Raw genomic sequence first — 15,134 nt, 5'->3', positions numbered from 1 at the left:
CGCGGGACAACCCTCGCCGGGTTTCTACCTGTACCGGCCGCGACCGCGCGGGGCGATAAAGCGCCGGTACACGGAGAAAAAAGCTTACCCGTGCAGGCAACGCCGCCACTGCTGGAAGTTTCAGGCGTCACCGTTCGCTTCGGAGGCATCGTGGCGCTCGACCAGGTGTCGTTCGACGTGCAGCAGGGGACGATCGCGGGCCTGATTGGCCCCAACGGCGCCGGCAAGACGACCCTCTTCAACTGCCTGTCGCGCCTGTACACCTTCAGCGAAGGCCGCATCAACTTCGAGGGCCACCCGCTCACCGACCATCCGCCGCACGGCATCGCGTCGCTCGGCATCGGCCGCACCTTCCAGAACCTGGCGCTGTTCCGCACGATGAGCGTGCGCGACAACGTGATGCTGGGCGGCCACTGCCGCAGCAGCAGCGGCTTCCTGTCCAACGCGCTGCGCCTGCCCGGCGTGCGGCGCGAGGAAGAAGAACTCTCCGCGCGCGCCGACGAAGCGATCCGGCTGATGGACCTCGGCGACGTCGCGCAGCGCCCGGTGGCGGACCTGCCTTTCGGCACGCAGAAGCGCGTCGAACTCGCGCGCGCGCTCATGAGCCGGCCCAAGCTGCTGCTGCTCGACGAGCCTGCCGGCGGCCTGAACCACGAGGAGGTGGACGGCCTGCGCCAACTGCTCAAGCGCATCCAGCAGGAACTCAAGCTCACGATGCTGCTGGTGGAGCACCACATGAACCTCGTGATGCGCGTGTCGGACCAGGTGGTCGCGCTGGACTTCGGCAAGAAGATCGCCGACGGCACGCCCGCCGAGGTGCAGGGCAACCCCGACGTGATCAAGGCGTACCTGGGGGTGGAAGCATGACGAGCCCGATGCTCCAGGTGCGAGGGCTGCACGCGCAATACGGCCCGACGCGCGTGCTGCACGGCATCGACTTCGACGTGAAGACGGGCGGCATCACCACCATCCTCGGCGCCAATGGCGCCGGGAAGACGACGACTTTGCGCGCGATGTGCGGCATGGTGCGCACGCAGGGCGAGGTTTCGCTCGCGGGCGAACGCATCGATGGCAAGGCCACCGAATCCATCGTGCGCATGGGCGTGGCCCATGTGCCGGACGGGCGCGGCACCTTCATGCATCTCACCGTTGAAGAGAACCTGCGCCTGGGCGCGTACACGCGCAGCGACAAGGACGCGGTGCAGGCCGACTTCGAGCGCATGTACGGCTGGTTCCCGCGCCTGCGCGAGCGGCGCAAGCAGCAGGCGGGCACGCTCTCCGGCGGCGAGCAGCAGATGCTGGCCGTCTCGCGCGCGCTCATGCTGCGGCCGCGCCTGCTGCTGCTGGACGAGCCCTCGTTCGGCCTCGCGCCGCGCATCGTGGCGGAGCTGTTCGAGATCTTCGGCGAGATCCGCGCGAAGGAGGGCACGAGCATGCTGCTGGTGGAGCAGAACGCCGCGCTCGCACTCAAGCTCGCGGACGATGCGTATTTGCTGGAGACCGGCAAGGTCGTGATCTCGGGCAGCGCCGAATCCATCCGCAACGACGAGGCGGTGCGCCGCTCGTACCTGGGATATTGAGCATGGACCTGCTGCTGCACCAGATCCTCTCCGGCCTTGCCACCGGCGGCATCTACGCGAGCGTGGCATTGGCCTTGGTGATGATCTACCAGGCCACCCACCTGGTGAACTTCGCGCAGGGCGAGATCGCGATGTTCGCGACCTACCTCGCGTGGACGATGCTGCAGGCCGGTCTGCCCTACTGGGTGGCTTTCTTCCTCACGGTGGCGATCGCGTTCGTTGCAGGCGTGGTGATCGAGCGCGTGATCATCCAGCCGGTGGAGAACGCGCCGGTGCTCTCGGTGGTGATCGTCTTCATCGGGCTGCTCGTCATCTTCAACAGCGTGGCCGGCTGGATCTACAGCTACACCATCAAGCCGTTCCCCAGCCCGTTCCCCGAGCAGCCGCTCTTCGGCAACAAGCTGCTGTCGTCGCACGAGCTGGGCTCGATGTTCGTGACGCTCGTGGTGCTGGGGCTGGTGTTCGTGTTCTTCCGCTTCACCCCGCTTGGCCTCGCGATGCGCGCGGCGGCGCAGAACCCGGTGTCGAGCCGGCTCGTCGGCGTGCGCGTCGGCTGGATGCTCGCGCTCGGCTGGGGGCTCGCGGCGGCGATCGGCGCGGTCGCGGGGATGATGGTCGCGCCGGTGGTGTTCCTGGAACCGAACATGATGGGCGGCATCCTGCTCTATGCGTTCGCGGGCGCGCTGCTGGGCGGCATCGACAGCCCCGGCGGCGCGGTGCTCGGGGGCTTCCTGGTCGGCATCCTCGAGAACGTGGTCGGCGTGTACCTGGGCACCGAGCTGAAGCTCACCGTGGCGCTGCTGATCATCGTGACCGTGCTGGTCGTCAAGCCTTCCGGGTTGTTCGGCAAGGTTCACGTGGCGAGGGTTTGACATGGCAGAACTCGTCCTGGCCGCCGTGCCCCGCCGCAAGCTCGAACTCAAGCAGTTCGCCGGCGTGGCCGTGCTGCTGCTCGTCGCGTGCGTGCTGCCCTTCGTGCTGGGCAACTACCGCGTGTTCCAGCTCACGATGGCGCTCGCCTATGCGATCGCGCTGCTCGGGCTGAACATGCTCACCGGCTTCAACGGCCAGATCTCGCTGGGGCACGGCGCGTTCTTCGCCATCGGGGCGTACACCGCGGCGGTGCTGATGGACAAGGCCGGCGTGCCTTACTGGGCGACCATCCCCGTCGCCGGTTTCGTGTGCCTCGTCGCTGGCTTCCTCTTCGGGTTGCCTGCGCTGCGGCTGGAGGGCCTGTACCTCGCGCTCGCGACCTTCGCGCTCGGGGTCGCGATGCCGCAGATCCTCAAGCACAAGTCGCTGGAACACTGGACCGGCGGCGCGATGGGCGTCGTGCTCGTGAAGCCGGAAGCACCGTCGTTCCTGCCGCTGAACCAGGACCAGTGGTTCTACTTCTTCACGCTGTTCTGGGCCGTGCTGCTGTTCGTGGCGGCGTGGAACCTGCTGCGCGGACGCGTCGGGCGCGCACTGATCGCGATCCGCGACCAGCCGATTGCCGCCGAGGCGATGGGCGTCAACACGGCGATCTACAAGTCGCTCACCTTCGGCGTCTCCGCGCTGTACACGGGCGTCGCGGGCGCGCTTGCGGCGATCGCGGTCCAGTTCGCCTCGCCGGATTCGTTCACGGTGTTCCTCTCGCTCAGCCTGCTGGTGGGCGTGGTGGTCGGCGGCCTCGCCTCGATCTCCGGCGCGATCTACGGCGCGCTTTTCATCCAGTTCATCCCCAACGTCGCCGACGAGATCTCGAAGGCGGCGCCGTGGGCGATCTACGGCATCTTCCTCATCGGCTTCATGTACCTCATGCCGACCGGCGTCGCGGGCCTCGTCCGGATGCTGCGCCACCGGTTGCGCATTTCTTCCTCTGTCAGTGATCGAAAGGAGCCAACATGAATGCTTCCAGGTGGACCCGCAGGCAGGTGATCGGCCAGGCGGCGACGGTCGGTGTGGCGCTCGCGTCGGGGCGCTCGTTCGCGCAGGCCAAGGAGATCAAGATCGGGCAGACCATGCCCTACAGCGGGCCGGCGTCGGCGTACGGCACCATCGGCAAGGTCGAGGCCGCGTACTTCAAGATGGTCAACGACCAGGGCGGCGTCAACGGCCGCAAGATCAACTTCATCACGCTGGACGACGGCTACAGCCCGCCCAAGACGGTGGAGCAGGTCCGCAAGCTCGTGGAGCAGGAGGACGTGCTGGCGCTGTTCCAGGTGCTGGGCACGCCGCCCAACACCGCGATCCACAAGTACGTGAACGCCAAGAAGGTGCCGCACCTGTTCGTCGCCACGGGCGCGACCAAGTGGAACGACCCGAAGGACTACCCGTGGACCTTCGGCTTCAACCCCACGTACCAGACCGAGGGCGAGGTCTACGCGAAGTACCTGCTCAAGACCAAGCCGAACGCCAAGGTGGCGGTGCTCTACCAGAACGACGACTACGGCAAGGACTACCTCACCGGCTTCAAGAAGGGCCTGGGCAACCGCGCGAACATGATCGTGCAGGAGGCCACGTACGAGGTGACGGACCCGACCGTCGACTCGCAGGTGATCACGCTGCACAAGTCCGGCGCGGACACCTTCTTCAACATCACCACGCCCAAGTTCGCCGCGCAGGCGATCCGCAAGGTGCACGACATCGGCTGGAAGCCGCTGCACATCCTCAACAACGTGAGCGCGTCCATCGGCTCGGTGCTCAAGCCTGCGGGGCTGGAGAAGGCCGTGGACATCATCTCCATGGAATACTTCAAGGAGCCGACCGACCCGCAGTGGAAGGACGACCCCGCGATGCTCGAGTGGCGCGCCTTCATGGCCCGCTACAACCGCGAGGCCGACCCGAACGAAGCCTTCAACGTCTACGGCGTCATCGCCGCGCAGACGCTGGTGCAGGTGCTCAAGCAGTGCGGCAACGACGTCACGCGCGACAACATCAAGCGGCAGGCCGAGAACCTGAAGAACGTGAAGCTGCCGCTGCTGCTGCCTGGCATCGCGCTGAGCACGAGCCCCACGCAGCACACGCCCATCAAGCAGCTGCAGCTGGCGAAGTTCGACGGCACGAAGTGGGTGCTGTTCGGCGAGATCATCGGCGGCTCGGCGGGCTGATGCATTAATATTCCCTCGCGGCGCCCGCAGGCAAAAAGGCGCCCGAGGGACACCATGCAAGCCAAGCGACTCCTGACGATCGCCCTGCTGGCCTTCAGCGCCGGCAGCCTGCAACCGGCAGCGGCCCAGGTGACCGCGCGCGTCACGCCCCTCATGCTGCAGCAGTGGCAGCTGGGCCAGGAGCTGGGACGCTACGGCCTCGCCAACAACGACCCGCTCGCGCTGCTCACGGCGGCCAGGCTGCAGCGCGCCTCCGGCATGCAGCCTTCGCGGGCGCGCGTCGAAGGCGGCGCGAATGCGGTCGTGGAACAGACCGACGCCGCCGGCCTGCTCGCGCAAGCCAGGGTGCTGGCGCGCGACCAGCCCGAGCTGCTCGCGATGATCGACTCGGCCGCCGCTCCACGCCGCACCCGCGGCACGCTCATCGGCCCGCAGGTGCAGCCGATGCTCATGGCCGCGCGCGACAGCCGGCCCATCCTGCTGTCGTACAAGCCGGGCCAGAAGGCCTTCTTCGGCATCTCCAGCGACCGGCTGCAGGACGTCGCGCTGTCCATCCGCGGCCCGCGGGGCGAACCGCTGTGCGAGCCCGCGCCCGCCCCGGCCGAGCTGCTGTGCGAATGGGATTCCGCCGACTCGTCGGAAGTGCGCGCTGTGGTGACGAACCGGTCGGCCAACGCCGTCCTGGTGACCTTCTTCCATGACTGAGGCGGCGGCCCGCCCCGCGTGGCGGACCGCGCTGTGCCTGGGGCTCGCCGCCCTGACGCTGGCGGGCTGCACCGTCGTCAGCGGCCGCCCCGGCGTGAGCTACCGCAACGAACCGGACCTTGGCCGTTCCTTCATCCGCCCCCAGAACCCCGTACCCCGCGCGCCGACGGCATGGGTGGCCGACAAGCCGCAGTTCGTCGGCCTGGCGATCAGCGGCGGGGGCAGCCGCTCCGCGAACTTCGGCATGGCGGCGCTGCAGGAGCTGGACGAGCTGGGCGTGCTGCAGCACGTGGACGCGGTGTCGGCCGTCAGCGGCGGCTCGATCCCGGCGGCGTACTTCGCCTTGAACGGCGAGCGCACCGACTGGAGCCTGCGCGCGCGCGAACTCGCGGCCACGGACTTCGCGCTGCCCTTGATCGGCAAGCTGTTCAACCCGGTGAGCCTCGCCGCCACGACCTTCACCGACCGCGACCGCAGCGACATGCTCGCGGAGCTGTTCGAGGAAAAACTGTTTGGCGGGCGCAGCGTGACCTTCGCCGAGCTCGGCCCGCGCGGACCGCGGCGCCCCGCGGTGTATTTCAATGCCACCGACACCACCAACGGCGGCACGCGCTTCGTCTTCAGCGACCAGGCCTTCCTGCAGACCACGGGCTCGGACCTGAGCAAGTACCCCATCGCGTGGGCGATGGCGTCGTCCGGCGCTTTTCCCGGCATCTTCAACTCGGTCACCCTGCGCCGGTACAGCCTCGATCCGGCCAAGCGCCGCGAAGCCACCGAAGACCCCAACGACAAGCGCTACCTGCACCTGATCGACGGCGGCCCCAGCGACAACCTCGGCGTGGAGACATTGATCCGCCTCGCGCGCGAGCACCACGTGAACCGGCTCAACGCGCAGCAGAGCGCGCAGGGCTGCATGATCGTGGTGGTCGACTCGCACGTGCCCAATGCGGGCGTGGCGGAGATGCGGCAGTCGGACCGGCGCAACTTCGGCTCGGTCGTGCTCGACCTGAACTTCCTCGATGCCATCGACGCGATGCTGTCCAACCGGCGCGACCAGACGCTCGCGCAGATGGGCATCCACCGCGACGTGCCGCAGGGCCAGTTCAACGTGGAGCTCGCGCCGGGGCTGTGGGACTACAAGATCCGCCCCTACCGCCGGGTCGCGAGGTTCCCGGTCGACTACTACTACCTCGATGGCCGTGCGTTCACCGAGGCGCGCTACCTCACGCAGGTGAACGCGGTGGACCTCTCCGCGGTGCGGCAACCCGAGCGCCGCGAGTTCGACTGCCACGTGTGGCACGTCGCGCTCGACGAGATCCAGTCGATCGTGCCCTGGCGCGTGCGGGGCGGCGAGGAAAATCCGCTGGACCTGAACGCACCGGCGGACCACGCCGTGTTCGCCTACCGCTCGCGCCTGGGCCGCCTCGTGAGCCAGGTCGCCACGAGCTACCGCCTCAGCGGCGCGCCCAACTGCAGCCAGGCGCAGGTGCAGGAGGTGCTGTACGACGCCGCGCACATCGCCGTGCGGCAGGACCGGGTTTCGCTGGCGCAGGTGTGCAAGTGGTTCCGGGACCGCGGCCTCGACGCGGCCGGCCGCTGCCGGATGGAAAGCGAACCTCTCGTGCGGCCGCAGCTGCGGGTCGAACCGATCCGCGCGCCGTTGAACCTCACGGAATCGGAGCAGAACACGGACCGCTTCGTCAAATGCGTGGGCACTGACGGCCTGGCATTGCCGATGCCGTCGATCCCGGCCGAACCGCTGCTGCCGCTGCGCTGAGGCCGGCGCCTCGCGCTCAGCGGGTGGCGGTCGCCGTTGCCGTGGCTGCCGCCGTCGATGTAGCCGTTGTCCTGACAGCCGCCGCAGCCGACGCGGGCAGCGCCGCCACGCTGGCCGATGCAGCGCTCGCGGGCGTGGCCGCGGCGCCGGCGGTGCCCGGCGGCGGCCACGGGATCTCCGAGGCGGGGCGCGGCTTGCCGATGGGCGTGGTGGCCTTGCCGACCTTCACCGCCGCCATGTCCTCTTCGCTCGGGTACTGGCCCATCAGCCAGTAGTCGAACGCGCGGCGCGCGATCGGCGCGGCGTTGGCGGCGCCGAAGCCCGCGTTCTCCACGATCATCGCGATCGCGATCTTCGGGTCCTCGGCCGGCGCATAGGCGATGTAGAGCGCGTGGTCGCGGTGGCGCTCGTCCAGCTGCGACGCGTTGTACTTGGCGCCCTGCGCGATGGCGATCACCTGCGCCGTGCCCGTCTTGCCGCCGCTCGTGTACGGGGCGCCGCGGAAGGCGGAAGCCGACGTGCCCTCGATGTTCACGCCGACCATCGCCCGCTGGATGATCGCCACGTTCTCGGGCTTGGCGCGCCACTGGTCCTGCACCACCGGCTCGATCTTGCGCACCTGCTTGGTGTTGATGTCGATGATCTCGCTGACCAGGTGCGGCTTCATGCGCACGCCGCTGTTGGCCAGCGCGCCCATGGCGGACGCCATCTGCAGGATCGTGAAGCTGTTGTAGCCCTGGCCGATGCCCAGCGAAATGGTCTCGCCCGCGTACCACTTCTGCTGCTCGGGCCGGCGGTAGGCATTGCGCTTCCAGGTGGTGGAGGGCAGCAGGCCCTTCGATTCGCCGGCGATGTCGATGCCGGTGAGCTGCCCGAAGCCGAAGTGCGCCATGTGCTCGGCCATCGTGTCCACGCCGAGGTCGTTGGCCAGCATGTAGTAGTAGGTGTCGCACGACTGCACGATGGACTTGTACATGTCCACCGAGCCGTGGCCGCCTTCCTTGTCGTCGCGGAACTTGTGGTTGCCGAACCAGAAGTAGCCGGGGTCGCTGATGGCCTGCTGCGGCGTGCGCTTGCCGGTCTCCAGGCCGGCCAGCGCCATGTACGGCTTGTACGTGGAGCCCGGCGGGTAGGTGCCGCGCAGCGCGCGGTTGAGCAGCGGCTTGTCGAGCGACTCGTTCAGCGCCGTCCAGTTCTCGGTGTCGATGCCGTCGACGAAGAGGTTGGGGTCGAAGGTGGGCTTGCTCACGAACGCGAGGATCTCGCCGGACTTCGGGTCGAGCGCGACGAGGGCGCCGCGCCGGTCGCCGTACAGGTCCTCGATCATCTTCTGCAGCTTGATGTCGATGCCCAGGCGCACGGTGTTGCCCGGCGTCGCGGGGCTGGAGGCGAGCTTGCGCACGGCGCGGCCGCCGGCGGAAGTCTCGACCTGCTCCACGCCGGTCACGCCGTGCAGCGTCTTCTCGAAGCTGTGCTCCACGCCGAGCTTGCCGATGTATTCGGTGCCACGGTAGTTGGACTGCTCGTCCTCCGGCCACTCCTCGATCTGCTTCTTCTCGGCCTGGTTGATGCGGCCGATGTAGCCGACCACGTGGCTGGCGAGCTCGCCGTAGGGGTAGCTGCGGAACAGGCGCGCCTTGATGTCCACGCCGGGGAAGCGCCAGCGCTGCGCGGCGAAGCGCGCGACCTCTTCGTCGGTGAGCTTGGTGCGGATGGGCAGCGAGTCGACGCTCTTGGATTCTTCCTGCAGCTTGCGGAAGCGCCGCAGGTCGCGCGGCTGGATGCTGACGACGTGGCCGAGGTCCTCGATGACGCGGTCCAGCGGCTGGTTCAGGCGCGAAGGCGTCACCTCGAGCGTGTAGGCCGAGTAGTTGCTCGCCAGCACGATGCCGTTGCGGTCGAGGATGAGGCCGCGGTTGGGCACGATCGGCACGATCGCGATGCGGTTGTTCTCGGCCTGCTCCTCGAACTCCTCGTGCTTGACCACCTGCAGCCACACGAGCCGCGACAGGAGCAGCAGGAAACAGACGAGCACGGCGATGCTCGCGGCGAGCACGCGCGCGCGGAACCGGGACAGGTCCGCTTCGACGTTCCTCAATTCCGTCATAAGGGCCGATTTTCGTCCGGATCGGGCGCCCTGCGCTGCGGCGCGAGCAGCAGGATGCTGACGATCGGCCACAGCAGGGCTTCCAGCAGCGGCGCCAGCGCGACCGTGATGCCCGGGAAGGCGCCGCCGGCCAGCATGCGGATGGCGAGTTCGATCGCGTGGGCAGCCACGAAGAGCGGCAGCACCTGCAACGCCTGCGACGGCACCTTGAACCACAGCAGCCGGCGGTGGATGGTGATCGCGAAGAACGAGAGCGCGGTGTACGCGAGCGCGTGCTGGCCCAGCAGCGTCGCCTGGTGGACGTCGAGGGCAAGCCCGAAGAGGAATGCGGCCACGACGCCGATGCGCTGCGGCTGGTGCACGTTCCAGAACACCAGCGCCACGGCCAGGAAGTCCGGCTGCCACGGGATGCGCCCGAGCGGCAGCATGTTCAGCAGCAGGGCGCCGATGAGGCTGCCCCAGATGAACACGGGGTTGGCCGGCAGCAGCAGCGGCTGCCCGGGACGCATGATCATTGCGGCGCTCCTGGCGGCGGCGGCGCTGCCTTGCGGCCCTTCTTCTGCGCCGCCGTGGGTTCCTCGGCCGGCGGCCGCGGCGGGATCTGCGGCGACACGGGCTTGAGCACCATCACGTGCCGGGCGCCGTCCACCAGGCCCTGCGGCTTGCAGACGATGCGCGCGAACGCGGAGTCGGCGCGGCGCTCGACGCGCTCCACGACCGCCACCGGCAGCCCCGGCGGGTACACGCCGTCCACGCCGCTGGTGGTGAGCACGTCGCCCGGCTTCACGTCGGCATTGGCGGCCATGAAGCGCAGCTCCAGCGCGCCGCCGTGCGCCGCCGGGTCGCCGTAGGCCACGCTGCGCGCGCCCGTACGGGTGTTGAGCACGGGAATCGCCTGCTCGCGGTCGGTCACCAGCGTCACCTCGCTGATGAGCGGGTGCACGCGCGTGACCTGGCCGATCACACCCGATTCATCGATCACGGGCGAGCCGGCCTCGATGGCCTGCGCGAGGCCCTTGTCGATGATCACCTTGCGGGTGTACGGGTCGGCCGCGTCGTAGAGCACTTCGGCGGGCACCGACTCGGTGGTCAGCCGCGGTCGCAGGTCGAGCAGCTTGCGCAGGCGGGCGTTTTCCAGCGCAAGCTGCTCGACCTGGTTGGAGCGCTGCGACTGCAGCGTCAGCTTCTTGCGGGCTTGCTCTTCCGAGCGCTGCGCCTCGCCGAGCGACTCGAAGTAGCCGGTGACGAGCCGCACGCCCTGCACCGGCTGGTAGGCGAGCCACTGCACCGGCGTGATGACCAGCCCCACCACGTAACGGATGGGCTGGGTGATCTTGAAGCGCGCGTCGGCCACCATGAGGAACAGCGCGAGCGCGCTGCACACCATCAGCTTGGACAGGGCCGACGGCCCTTGCTTGAAGAAGGGCGGCGGCGTGCGATCGAGGGTGCCTAAGGGCATGCGCTATTGTGCCCAGCCGCCCGGGCGACAGGGGCCGATTACTCGCTGGTGAAGATCGATCCGAGGCGTTCCATGCGCTCCAGCGCGATGCCGCAGCCGCGGACCACGCAGGTGAGCGGGTCTTCGGCGACGAGCACCGGCAGGCCGGTCTCCTCGGCCAGCAGGCGGTCCAGGTCGCGCAGCAGCGCGCCGCCGCCGGTGAGCATCATCCCGCGCTCGGCAATGTCGGCGCCGAGCTCCGGGGGCGTCTGCTCCAGCGCGTTCTTGACGGCCGACACGATGTTGTTCAGCGGGTCGGTCAGCGCCTCGAGGATCTCGTTGGAGGAGATCGTGAACGAGCGCGGCACGCCTTCGGAGAGGTTGCGGCCCTTGACCTCCATCTCCTTGACCTCGCTGCCGGGGAAGGCGGAGCCGATCTGCTTCTTGATGGATTCGGCCGTGGGCTCGCCGATCAGCATGCCGTAGTTGCGGCGGATGTAGCTGATGATGGCCTCGTCGAACTTGTCGCCGCCCACGCGCACGCTGCCCTTGTAGACCATGCCGCCCAGCGAGATGACGCCCACCTCGGTGGTGCCGCCGCCGATGTCGACGACCATCGAGCCGGAGGCTTCGCTCACCGGCAGGCCCGCGCCGATGGCGGCGGCCATCGGCTCCTCGATGAGGTACACCTCGGACGCGCCGGCGCCGAGCGCCGACTCGCGGATGGCGCGGCGCTCCACCTGGGTGGAGCCGCAGGGCACGCAGATGATGATGCGGGGGCTGGGCTTCAGGATGGACCGGGGGTGGACCATCTTGATGAACTGCTTGAGCATCTGCTCGGTGACGGTGAAGTCGGCGATCACGCCGTCCTTCATCGGGCGGATGGCCTCGATGTTGCCCGGCACCTTGCCGAGCATGGCCTTGGCTTCGCTGCCGACGGCCTGGATCGTCTTCTTGCCCTGGGGGCCGCCCTCGTGGCGGATGGCGACGACCGAGGGTTCGTCGAGGACGATGCCCTTGTCGCGCACGAAAATGAGGGTGTTGGCCGTGCCCAGGTCGATCGCCAGGTCGGTCGACAGGTAGCGTCGGAATGCTCCGAACATTGGGGAATTTCCTCGTTTCTTCTGTGAAATCGGCCGCTTCCGCGGCCGAGTCACCAAAGGCGGGATAATACCCGATCCCCTGTGCACAACCGGCCGCCGAGAGGCGGCTGAGAGCCTCTTTTACACCTCATGTCCCTGAGCTTGGAAGACATCCGGCGCATCGCGCACCTCGCGCGCCTGGAACTCGATGCGCAAGAGGGCGAGCGCATGCTCGCCCAGATCAACGGCTTCTTCGACATCGTCGAGAAGATGCGCGCCGTGGATACGTCCGGCGTGGAGCCGCTCAACCACCCGGTGGCGGCCGTGCAGGACGTGCCGCTGCGGCTGCGCGACGACGTCGCGAGCGAGCCCAATGACCGCGAGGCGAACCAGCGCAGCGCGCCGGCCGTGGAGCGGGGCCTGTTCCTCGTGCCGAAGGTGATCGAATGAGCGCGCTGCACGACCTCACCGTCGCGCAGCTCGCGGCGCAGTTGCGCGAGAAGAAGGTCTCGGCCACGGAGGTGGCGAAGCACTTCCTCGCGCGTGTGCAGGGCGACTCGCTGGGCGCTTTCCTTTCGACCGACGCCGAGGTGACGCTTGCGCAGGCAGCCGCGGCCGACCGGCGCATCGCGGGCGGCGAGGCCGCGCCGCTGGCGGGCGTGCCGATCGCGCACAAGGACATCTTCGTCACGAAGGATTTCCCGAGCACCGCCGGCTCGAAGATGCTGGAGGGCTACCGCTCTCCCTTCGATGCAACGGTGGTGCGCAAGCTGGCCGATGCGGGCTGCGTCACGCTCGGCAAGCTCAATTGCGACGAGTTCGCGATGGGCTCGTCGAACGAAAACTCGGCGTACAAGCCGGTGCGCAACCCTTGGGACACGTCGCGCATTCCCGGCGGCTCTTCCGGCGGCAGCGCCGTGGCCGTGGCGGCGCGCCTGGCGCCCGCGACCACGGGCACCGACACCGGCGGTTCGATCCGCCAGCCGGCCTCGTTCTGCGGCGTGACGGGCATCAAGCCGACGTACGGCCGCGCATCGCGCTACGGGATGATCGCTTTCGCTTCCTCGCTGGACCAGGCCGGGCCGATGGCGCGCACGGCCGAAGACTGCGCGCTGCTGCTCTCGGCGATCTGCGGGCCCGACCCCGACCGCGACTCGACCTCGCTCGACGTCGCGACGGAGGATTTCACGCTCTCGCTGAACGCACCGCTCGAAGGCCTGCGCATCGGCGTGCCCAGGGAGTTCTTCGGCGAGGGCCTCGCGGCCGACGTGCGCAAGGCGATCGACGACGCGCTGCAGGTGTACGTGAAGCTGGGCGCGAAGCTGGTCGAGGTGTCGCTGCCCCGCACCGAACTTGCGATCCCGGTTTACTACATCATCGCGCCCGCGGAGGCGAGCTCGAACCTCGCGCGCTTCGACGGCGTCAAGTTCGGCCACCGCGCGAAGCAGTACACCGACCTGCTGGACATGTACAAGAAGACGCGCGCCGAAGGCTTCGGCGACGAGGTGAAGCGCCGCATCATGATCGGCACCTACGTGCTCTCGCACGGCTACTACGACGCGTACTACCTGCAGGCGCAGAAGATCCGCCGCATGATCGCGGACGACTTCCAGCAGGCCTTCAGGCAATGCGACCTGATCGCGGGGCCGGCCGCGCCGAGCGTGGCGTGGCACCTGGGTGACCACGGCAACGACCCGCTGGCGGACTATCTCGCGGACATCTTCACGCTCCCCGGTTCGCTTGCGGGGCTGCCGGGCATGAGCGTGCCTTGCGGGTTCGGCGAAGGCGGCATGCCCGTTGGGCTGCAGCTGCTGGGCAACTACTTCTCGGAGTCGAAGCTGCTGAACGCCGCCCACCGCTTCCAGCAGGCCACGGACTTCCACCAGCGCAAGCCGGGGGGCGTGCAATGAGCAAGCTCGTTCGAGGCTACGAAGTCGTCATCGGCTTCGAGACGCACGCCCAGCTGTCGACCCAGAGCAAGATCTTCAGCCGCGCGCCGACGGCGTTCGGCGCCGAGCCGAACACGCAGGCTTGCGCGGTGGACCTGGCGCTGCCCGGCACGCTGCCGGTGATGAATAAGGGCGCCGTCGAACGCGCGATCCGCTTCGGCCTGGCGATCGGCGCGCACGTCGCGCCGCGCAGCATCTTCGCGCGCAAGAACTACTTCTACCCCGACCTGCCCAAGGGGTACCAGATCAGCCAGTACGAGATCCCGGTCGTGCAGGGCGGGGCCATCGAGTTCTACCTGGGCGAAGAGAAGAAGACCGTGCGGCTCGTGCGCGCGCACCTCGAGGAGGACGCGGGCAAGTCGCTGCACGAGGACTTCATCGGCCAGTCGGGCATCGACCTCAACCGCGCGGGCACGCCGCTGCTGGAGATCGTGACCGAGCCGGACATGCGCTCGTCCGACGAGGCTGTGGCTTATGCGAAGGAGCTGCACAAGATCGTCACGTGGATCGGCATCTGCGACGGCAACATGCAGGAAGGCTCGTTCCGCTGCGACGCCAACGTGTCCGTGCGCAAACCCGGCGAGCCGCTCGGCACGCGCCGCGAGATCAAGAACCTGAACAGCTTCAAGTTCATGCAGCAGGCCATCGACTATGAGGTGCGCTGGCAGATCGAGCAGCTGGAGGACGGCCTGGCGGTCCAGCAGGCGACGGTGCTGTTCGACCCGGACACGGGCGAGACGCGTGCGATGCGCACCAAGGAAGACGCGGCGGATTACCGCTACTTCCCGGACCCCGACCTGCCGCCGCTGGTGATCCCGGCCGACTGGGTCGAGCGCGTGAAGGGCGAGCTGCCCGAGCTGCCGCGCGCGATGGCCGCGCGCTTCGTGGCGGACTATGGGCTGCCCGAATACGACGCGACGACGCTCACACAGAGCAAGGCCATGGGCGCGTACTTCGAGGCGGTGGCGAAGGCGTCGGGCCAGCCGAAGCTGGCGAGCAACTGGATCATGGGCGAGTTGTCGCGCCGCCTCAACGCGCAGGACATCGGCATCGAGCAGGCGCCGGTGTCCGCCGAAGTGCTCGGCAAGCTCATCGGCCGCATCCAGGACGGCACGATCTCCAACAACGCGGCCCGGCAGGTGTTCGACGCGCTGTGGACGGGTGAGGGCAAGGACGTCGACGCCGTCATCGAGGCCAAGGGCCTCAAGCAGATGAACGACAGCGGCGCGCTGGAGAAGATCCTCGACGACATCATCGCCGCCAACCCGGACAACGTCGCCCAGATTCGCGCGGGCAAGGACAAGGCGTTCAACGCGCTCGTCGGCCAAGCCATGAAGGCCAGCAAGGGCAAGGCGAACCCGCAGCAGGTGAACGACCTGCTGCGAAAGAAACTGGGGCTCTGAA

The 15,134-nt window shown here is 68.4% G+C and carries 14 protein-coding genes; 10 read left to right on the top strand and 4 right to left on the bottom strand.

From position 1 onward, the window contains the following. Nucleotides 1-90 precede the first annotated feature (90 nt). Genes H8R02_RS03050 through H8R02_RS03020 form a run of 7 tightly spaced genes read left to right on the top strand, consistent with a single transcriptional unit; the run spans nt 91 to nt 7,154 of the window. On the top strand, nt 91-867 hold the full coding sequence (locus tag H8R02_RS03050) for an ABC transporter ATP-binding protein (protein WP_187079862.1): 777 nt from the start codon (nt 91-93) through the stop codon (nt 865-867). Beyond that, nucleotides 864-1,580 (top strand): ABC transporter ATP-binding protein, encoded by a 717-nt coding sequence (locus tag H8R02_RS03045; protein ID WP_187079861.1) that lies wholly within the window; start codon nt 864-866, stop codon nt 1,578-1,580. Before H8R02_RS03050 ends, H8R02_RS03045 begins: the two co-directional genes overlap by 4 nt. Before the next feature lie 2 nt (nt 1,581-1,582). Beyond that, a complete protein-coding gene (locus H8R02_RS03040; RefSeq protein ID WP_187079860.1) occupies nt 1,583-2,452 on the top strand; it encodes a branched-chain amino acid ABC transporter permease in 870 nt (289 codons plus the stop codon). A gap of 1 nt (nt 2,453) precedes the next feature. Then, nucleotides 2,454-3,470 (top strand): branched-chain amino acid ABC transporter permease, encoded by a 1,017-nt coding sequence (locus H8R02_RS03035; protein WP_187079859.1) that lies wholly within the window; start codon nt 2,454-2,456, stop codon nt 3,468-3,470. Continuing rightward, nucleotides 3,467-4,672, top strand: a complete 1,206-nt coding sequence (locus H8R02_RS03030) for an ABC transporter substrate-binding protein (RefSeq protein WP_187079858.1) — start codon at nt 3,467-3,469, stop codon at nt 4,670-4,672. The genes H8R02_RS03035 and H8R02_RS03030 overlap by 4 nt, the downstream gene beginning before the upstream one ends. Nucleotides 4,673-4,726: 54 nt before the next feature. After that, nucleotides 4,727-5,377, top strand: coding sequence for a hypothetical protein (locus tag H8R02_RS03025; RefSeq protein WP_187079857.1), 651 nt, complete (start codon nt 4,727-4,729; stop codon nt 5,375-5,377). Next, a complete protein-coding gene (locus tag H8R02_RS03020) occupies nt 5,370-7,154 on the top strand; it encodes a patatin-like phospholipase family protein (RefSeq protein WP_187079856.1) in 1,785 nt (594 codons plus the stop codon). Before H8R02_RS03025 ends, H8R02_RS03020 begins: the two co-directional genes overlap by 8 nt. A gap of 16 nt (nt 7,155-7,170) precedes the next feature. Here H8R02_RS03020 and mrdA read toward each other — a convergent pair whose 3' ends face one another. The 4 genes from mrdA to H8R02_RS03000 are packed head-to-tail and all read right to left on the bottom strand — an operon-like array spanning nt 7,171 to nt 11,802. Continuing rightward, nucleotides 7,171-9,261: a penicillin-binding protein 2 gene (mrdA, locus tag H8R02_RS03015; protein ID WP_187079855.1), complete on the bottom strand. Its 2,091-nt coding sequence runs from the start codon at nt 9,259-9,261 to the stop codon at nt 7,171-7,173. After that, a complete protein-coding gene (mreD, locus tag H8R02_RS03010) occupies nt 9,258-9,776 on the bottom strand; it encodes a rod shape-determining protein MreD (RefSeq protein ID WP_187079854.1) in 519 nt (172 codons plus the stop codon). The genes mrdA and mreD overlap by 4 nt, the downstream gene beginning before the upstream one ends. Beyond that, nucleotides 9,773-10,720 (bottom strand): rod shape-determining protein MreC, encoded by a 948-nt coding sequence (gene mreC / locus H8R02_RS03005; RefSeq protein WP_187079853.1) that lies wholly within the window; start codon nt 10,718-10,720, stop codon nt 9,773-9,775. The genes mreD and mreC overlap by 4 nt, the downstream gene beginning before the upstream one ends. A 38-nt stretch (nt 10,721-10,758) precedes the next feature. Then, a complete protein-coding gene (locus H8R02_RS03000) occupies nt 10,759-11,802 on the bottom strand; it encodes a rod shape-determining protein (RefSeq protein ID WP_187079852.1) in 1,044 nt (347 codons plus the stop codon). 129 nt (nt 11,803-11,931) lie between these two features. On the opposite strand from H8R02_RS03000, the gene gatC reads away from it, so the two are divergent. The 3 genes from gatC to gatB are packed head-to-tail and all read left to right on the top strand — an operon-like array spanning nt 11,932 to nt 15,133. Continuing rightward, a complete protein-coding gene (gene gatC / locus H8R02_RS02995; RefSeq protein ID WP_187079851.1) occupies nt 11,932-12,231 on the top strand; it encodes an Asp-tRNA(Asn)/Glu-tRNA(Gln) amidotransferase subunit GatC in 300 nt (99 codons plus the stop codon). Continuing rightward, the gene (gene gatA / locus H8R02_RS02990) at nt 12,228-13,691 is read left to right on the top strand and encodes an Asp-tRNA(Asn)/Glu-tRNA(Gln) amidotransferase subunit GatA (protein ID WP_187079850.1); all 1,464 of its coding nucleotides are present in this window, start codon (nt 12,228-12,230) and stop codon (nt 13,689-13,691) included. Before gatC ends, gatA begins: the two co-directional genes overlap by 4 nt. Beyond that, on the top strand, nt 13,688-15,133 hold the full coding sequence (gatB, locus tag H8R02_RS02985; protein WP_187079849.1) for an Asp-tRNA(Asn)/Glu-tRNA(Gln) amidotransferase subunit GatB: 1,446 nt from the start codon (nt 13,688-13,690) through the stop codon (nt 15,131-15,133). The genes gatA and gatB overlap by 4 nt, the downstream gene beginning before the upstream one ends. Nucleotide 15,134: the final 1 nt, after the last annotated feature.

The sequence above is a fragment of the Ramlibacter albus genome, from assembly GCF_014297445.1.
Lineage (GTDB): Bacteria > Pseudomonadota > Gammaproteobacteria > Burkholderiales > Burkholderiaceae_C > Ramlibacter > Ramlibacter albus.
The sequence above is the reverse complement of the archived record's forward strand: the minus strand, read 5'-3'. Positions and strand labels throughout refer to the sequence as shown.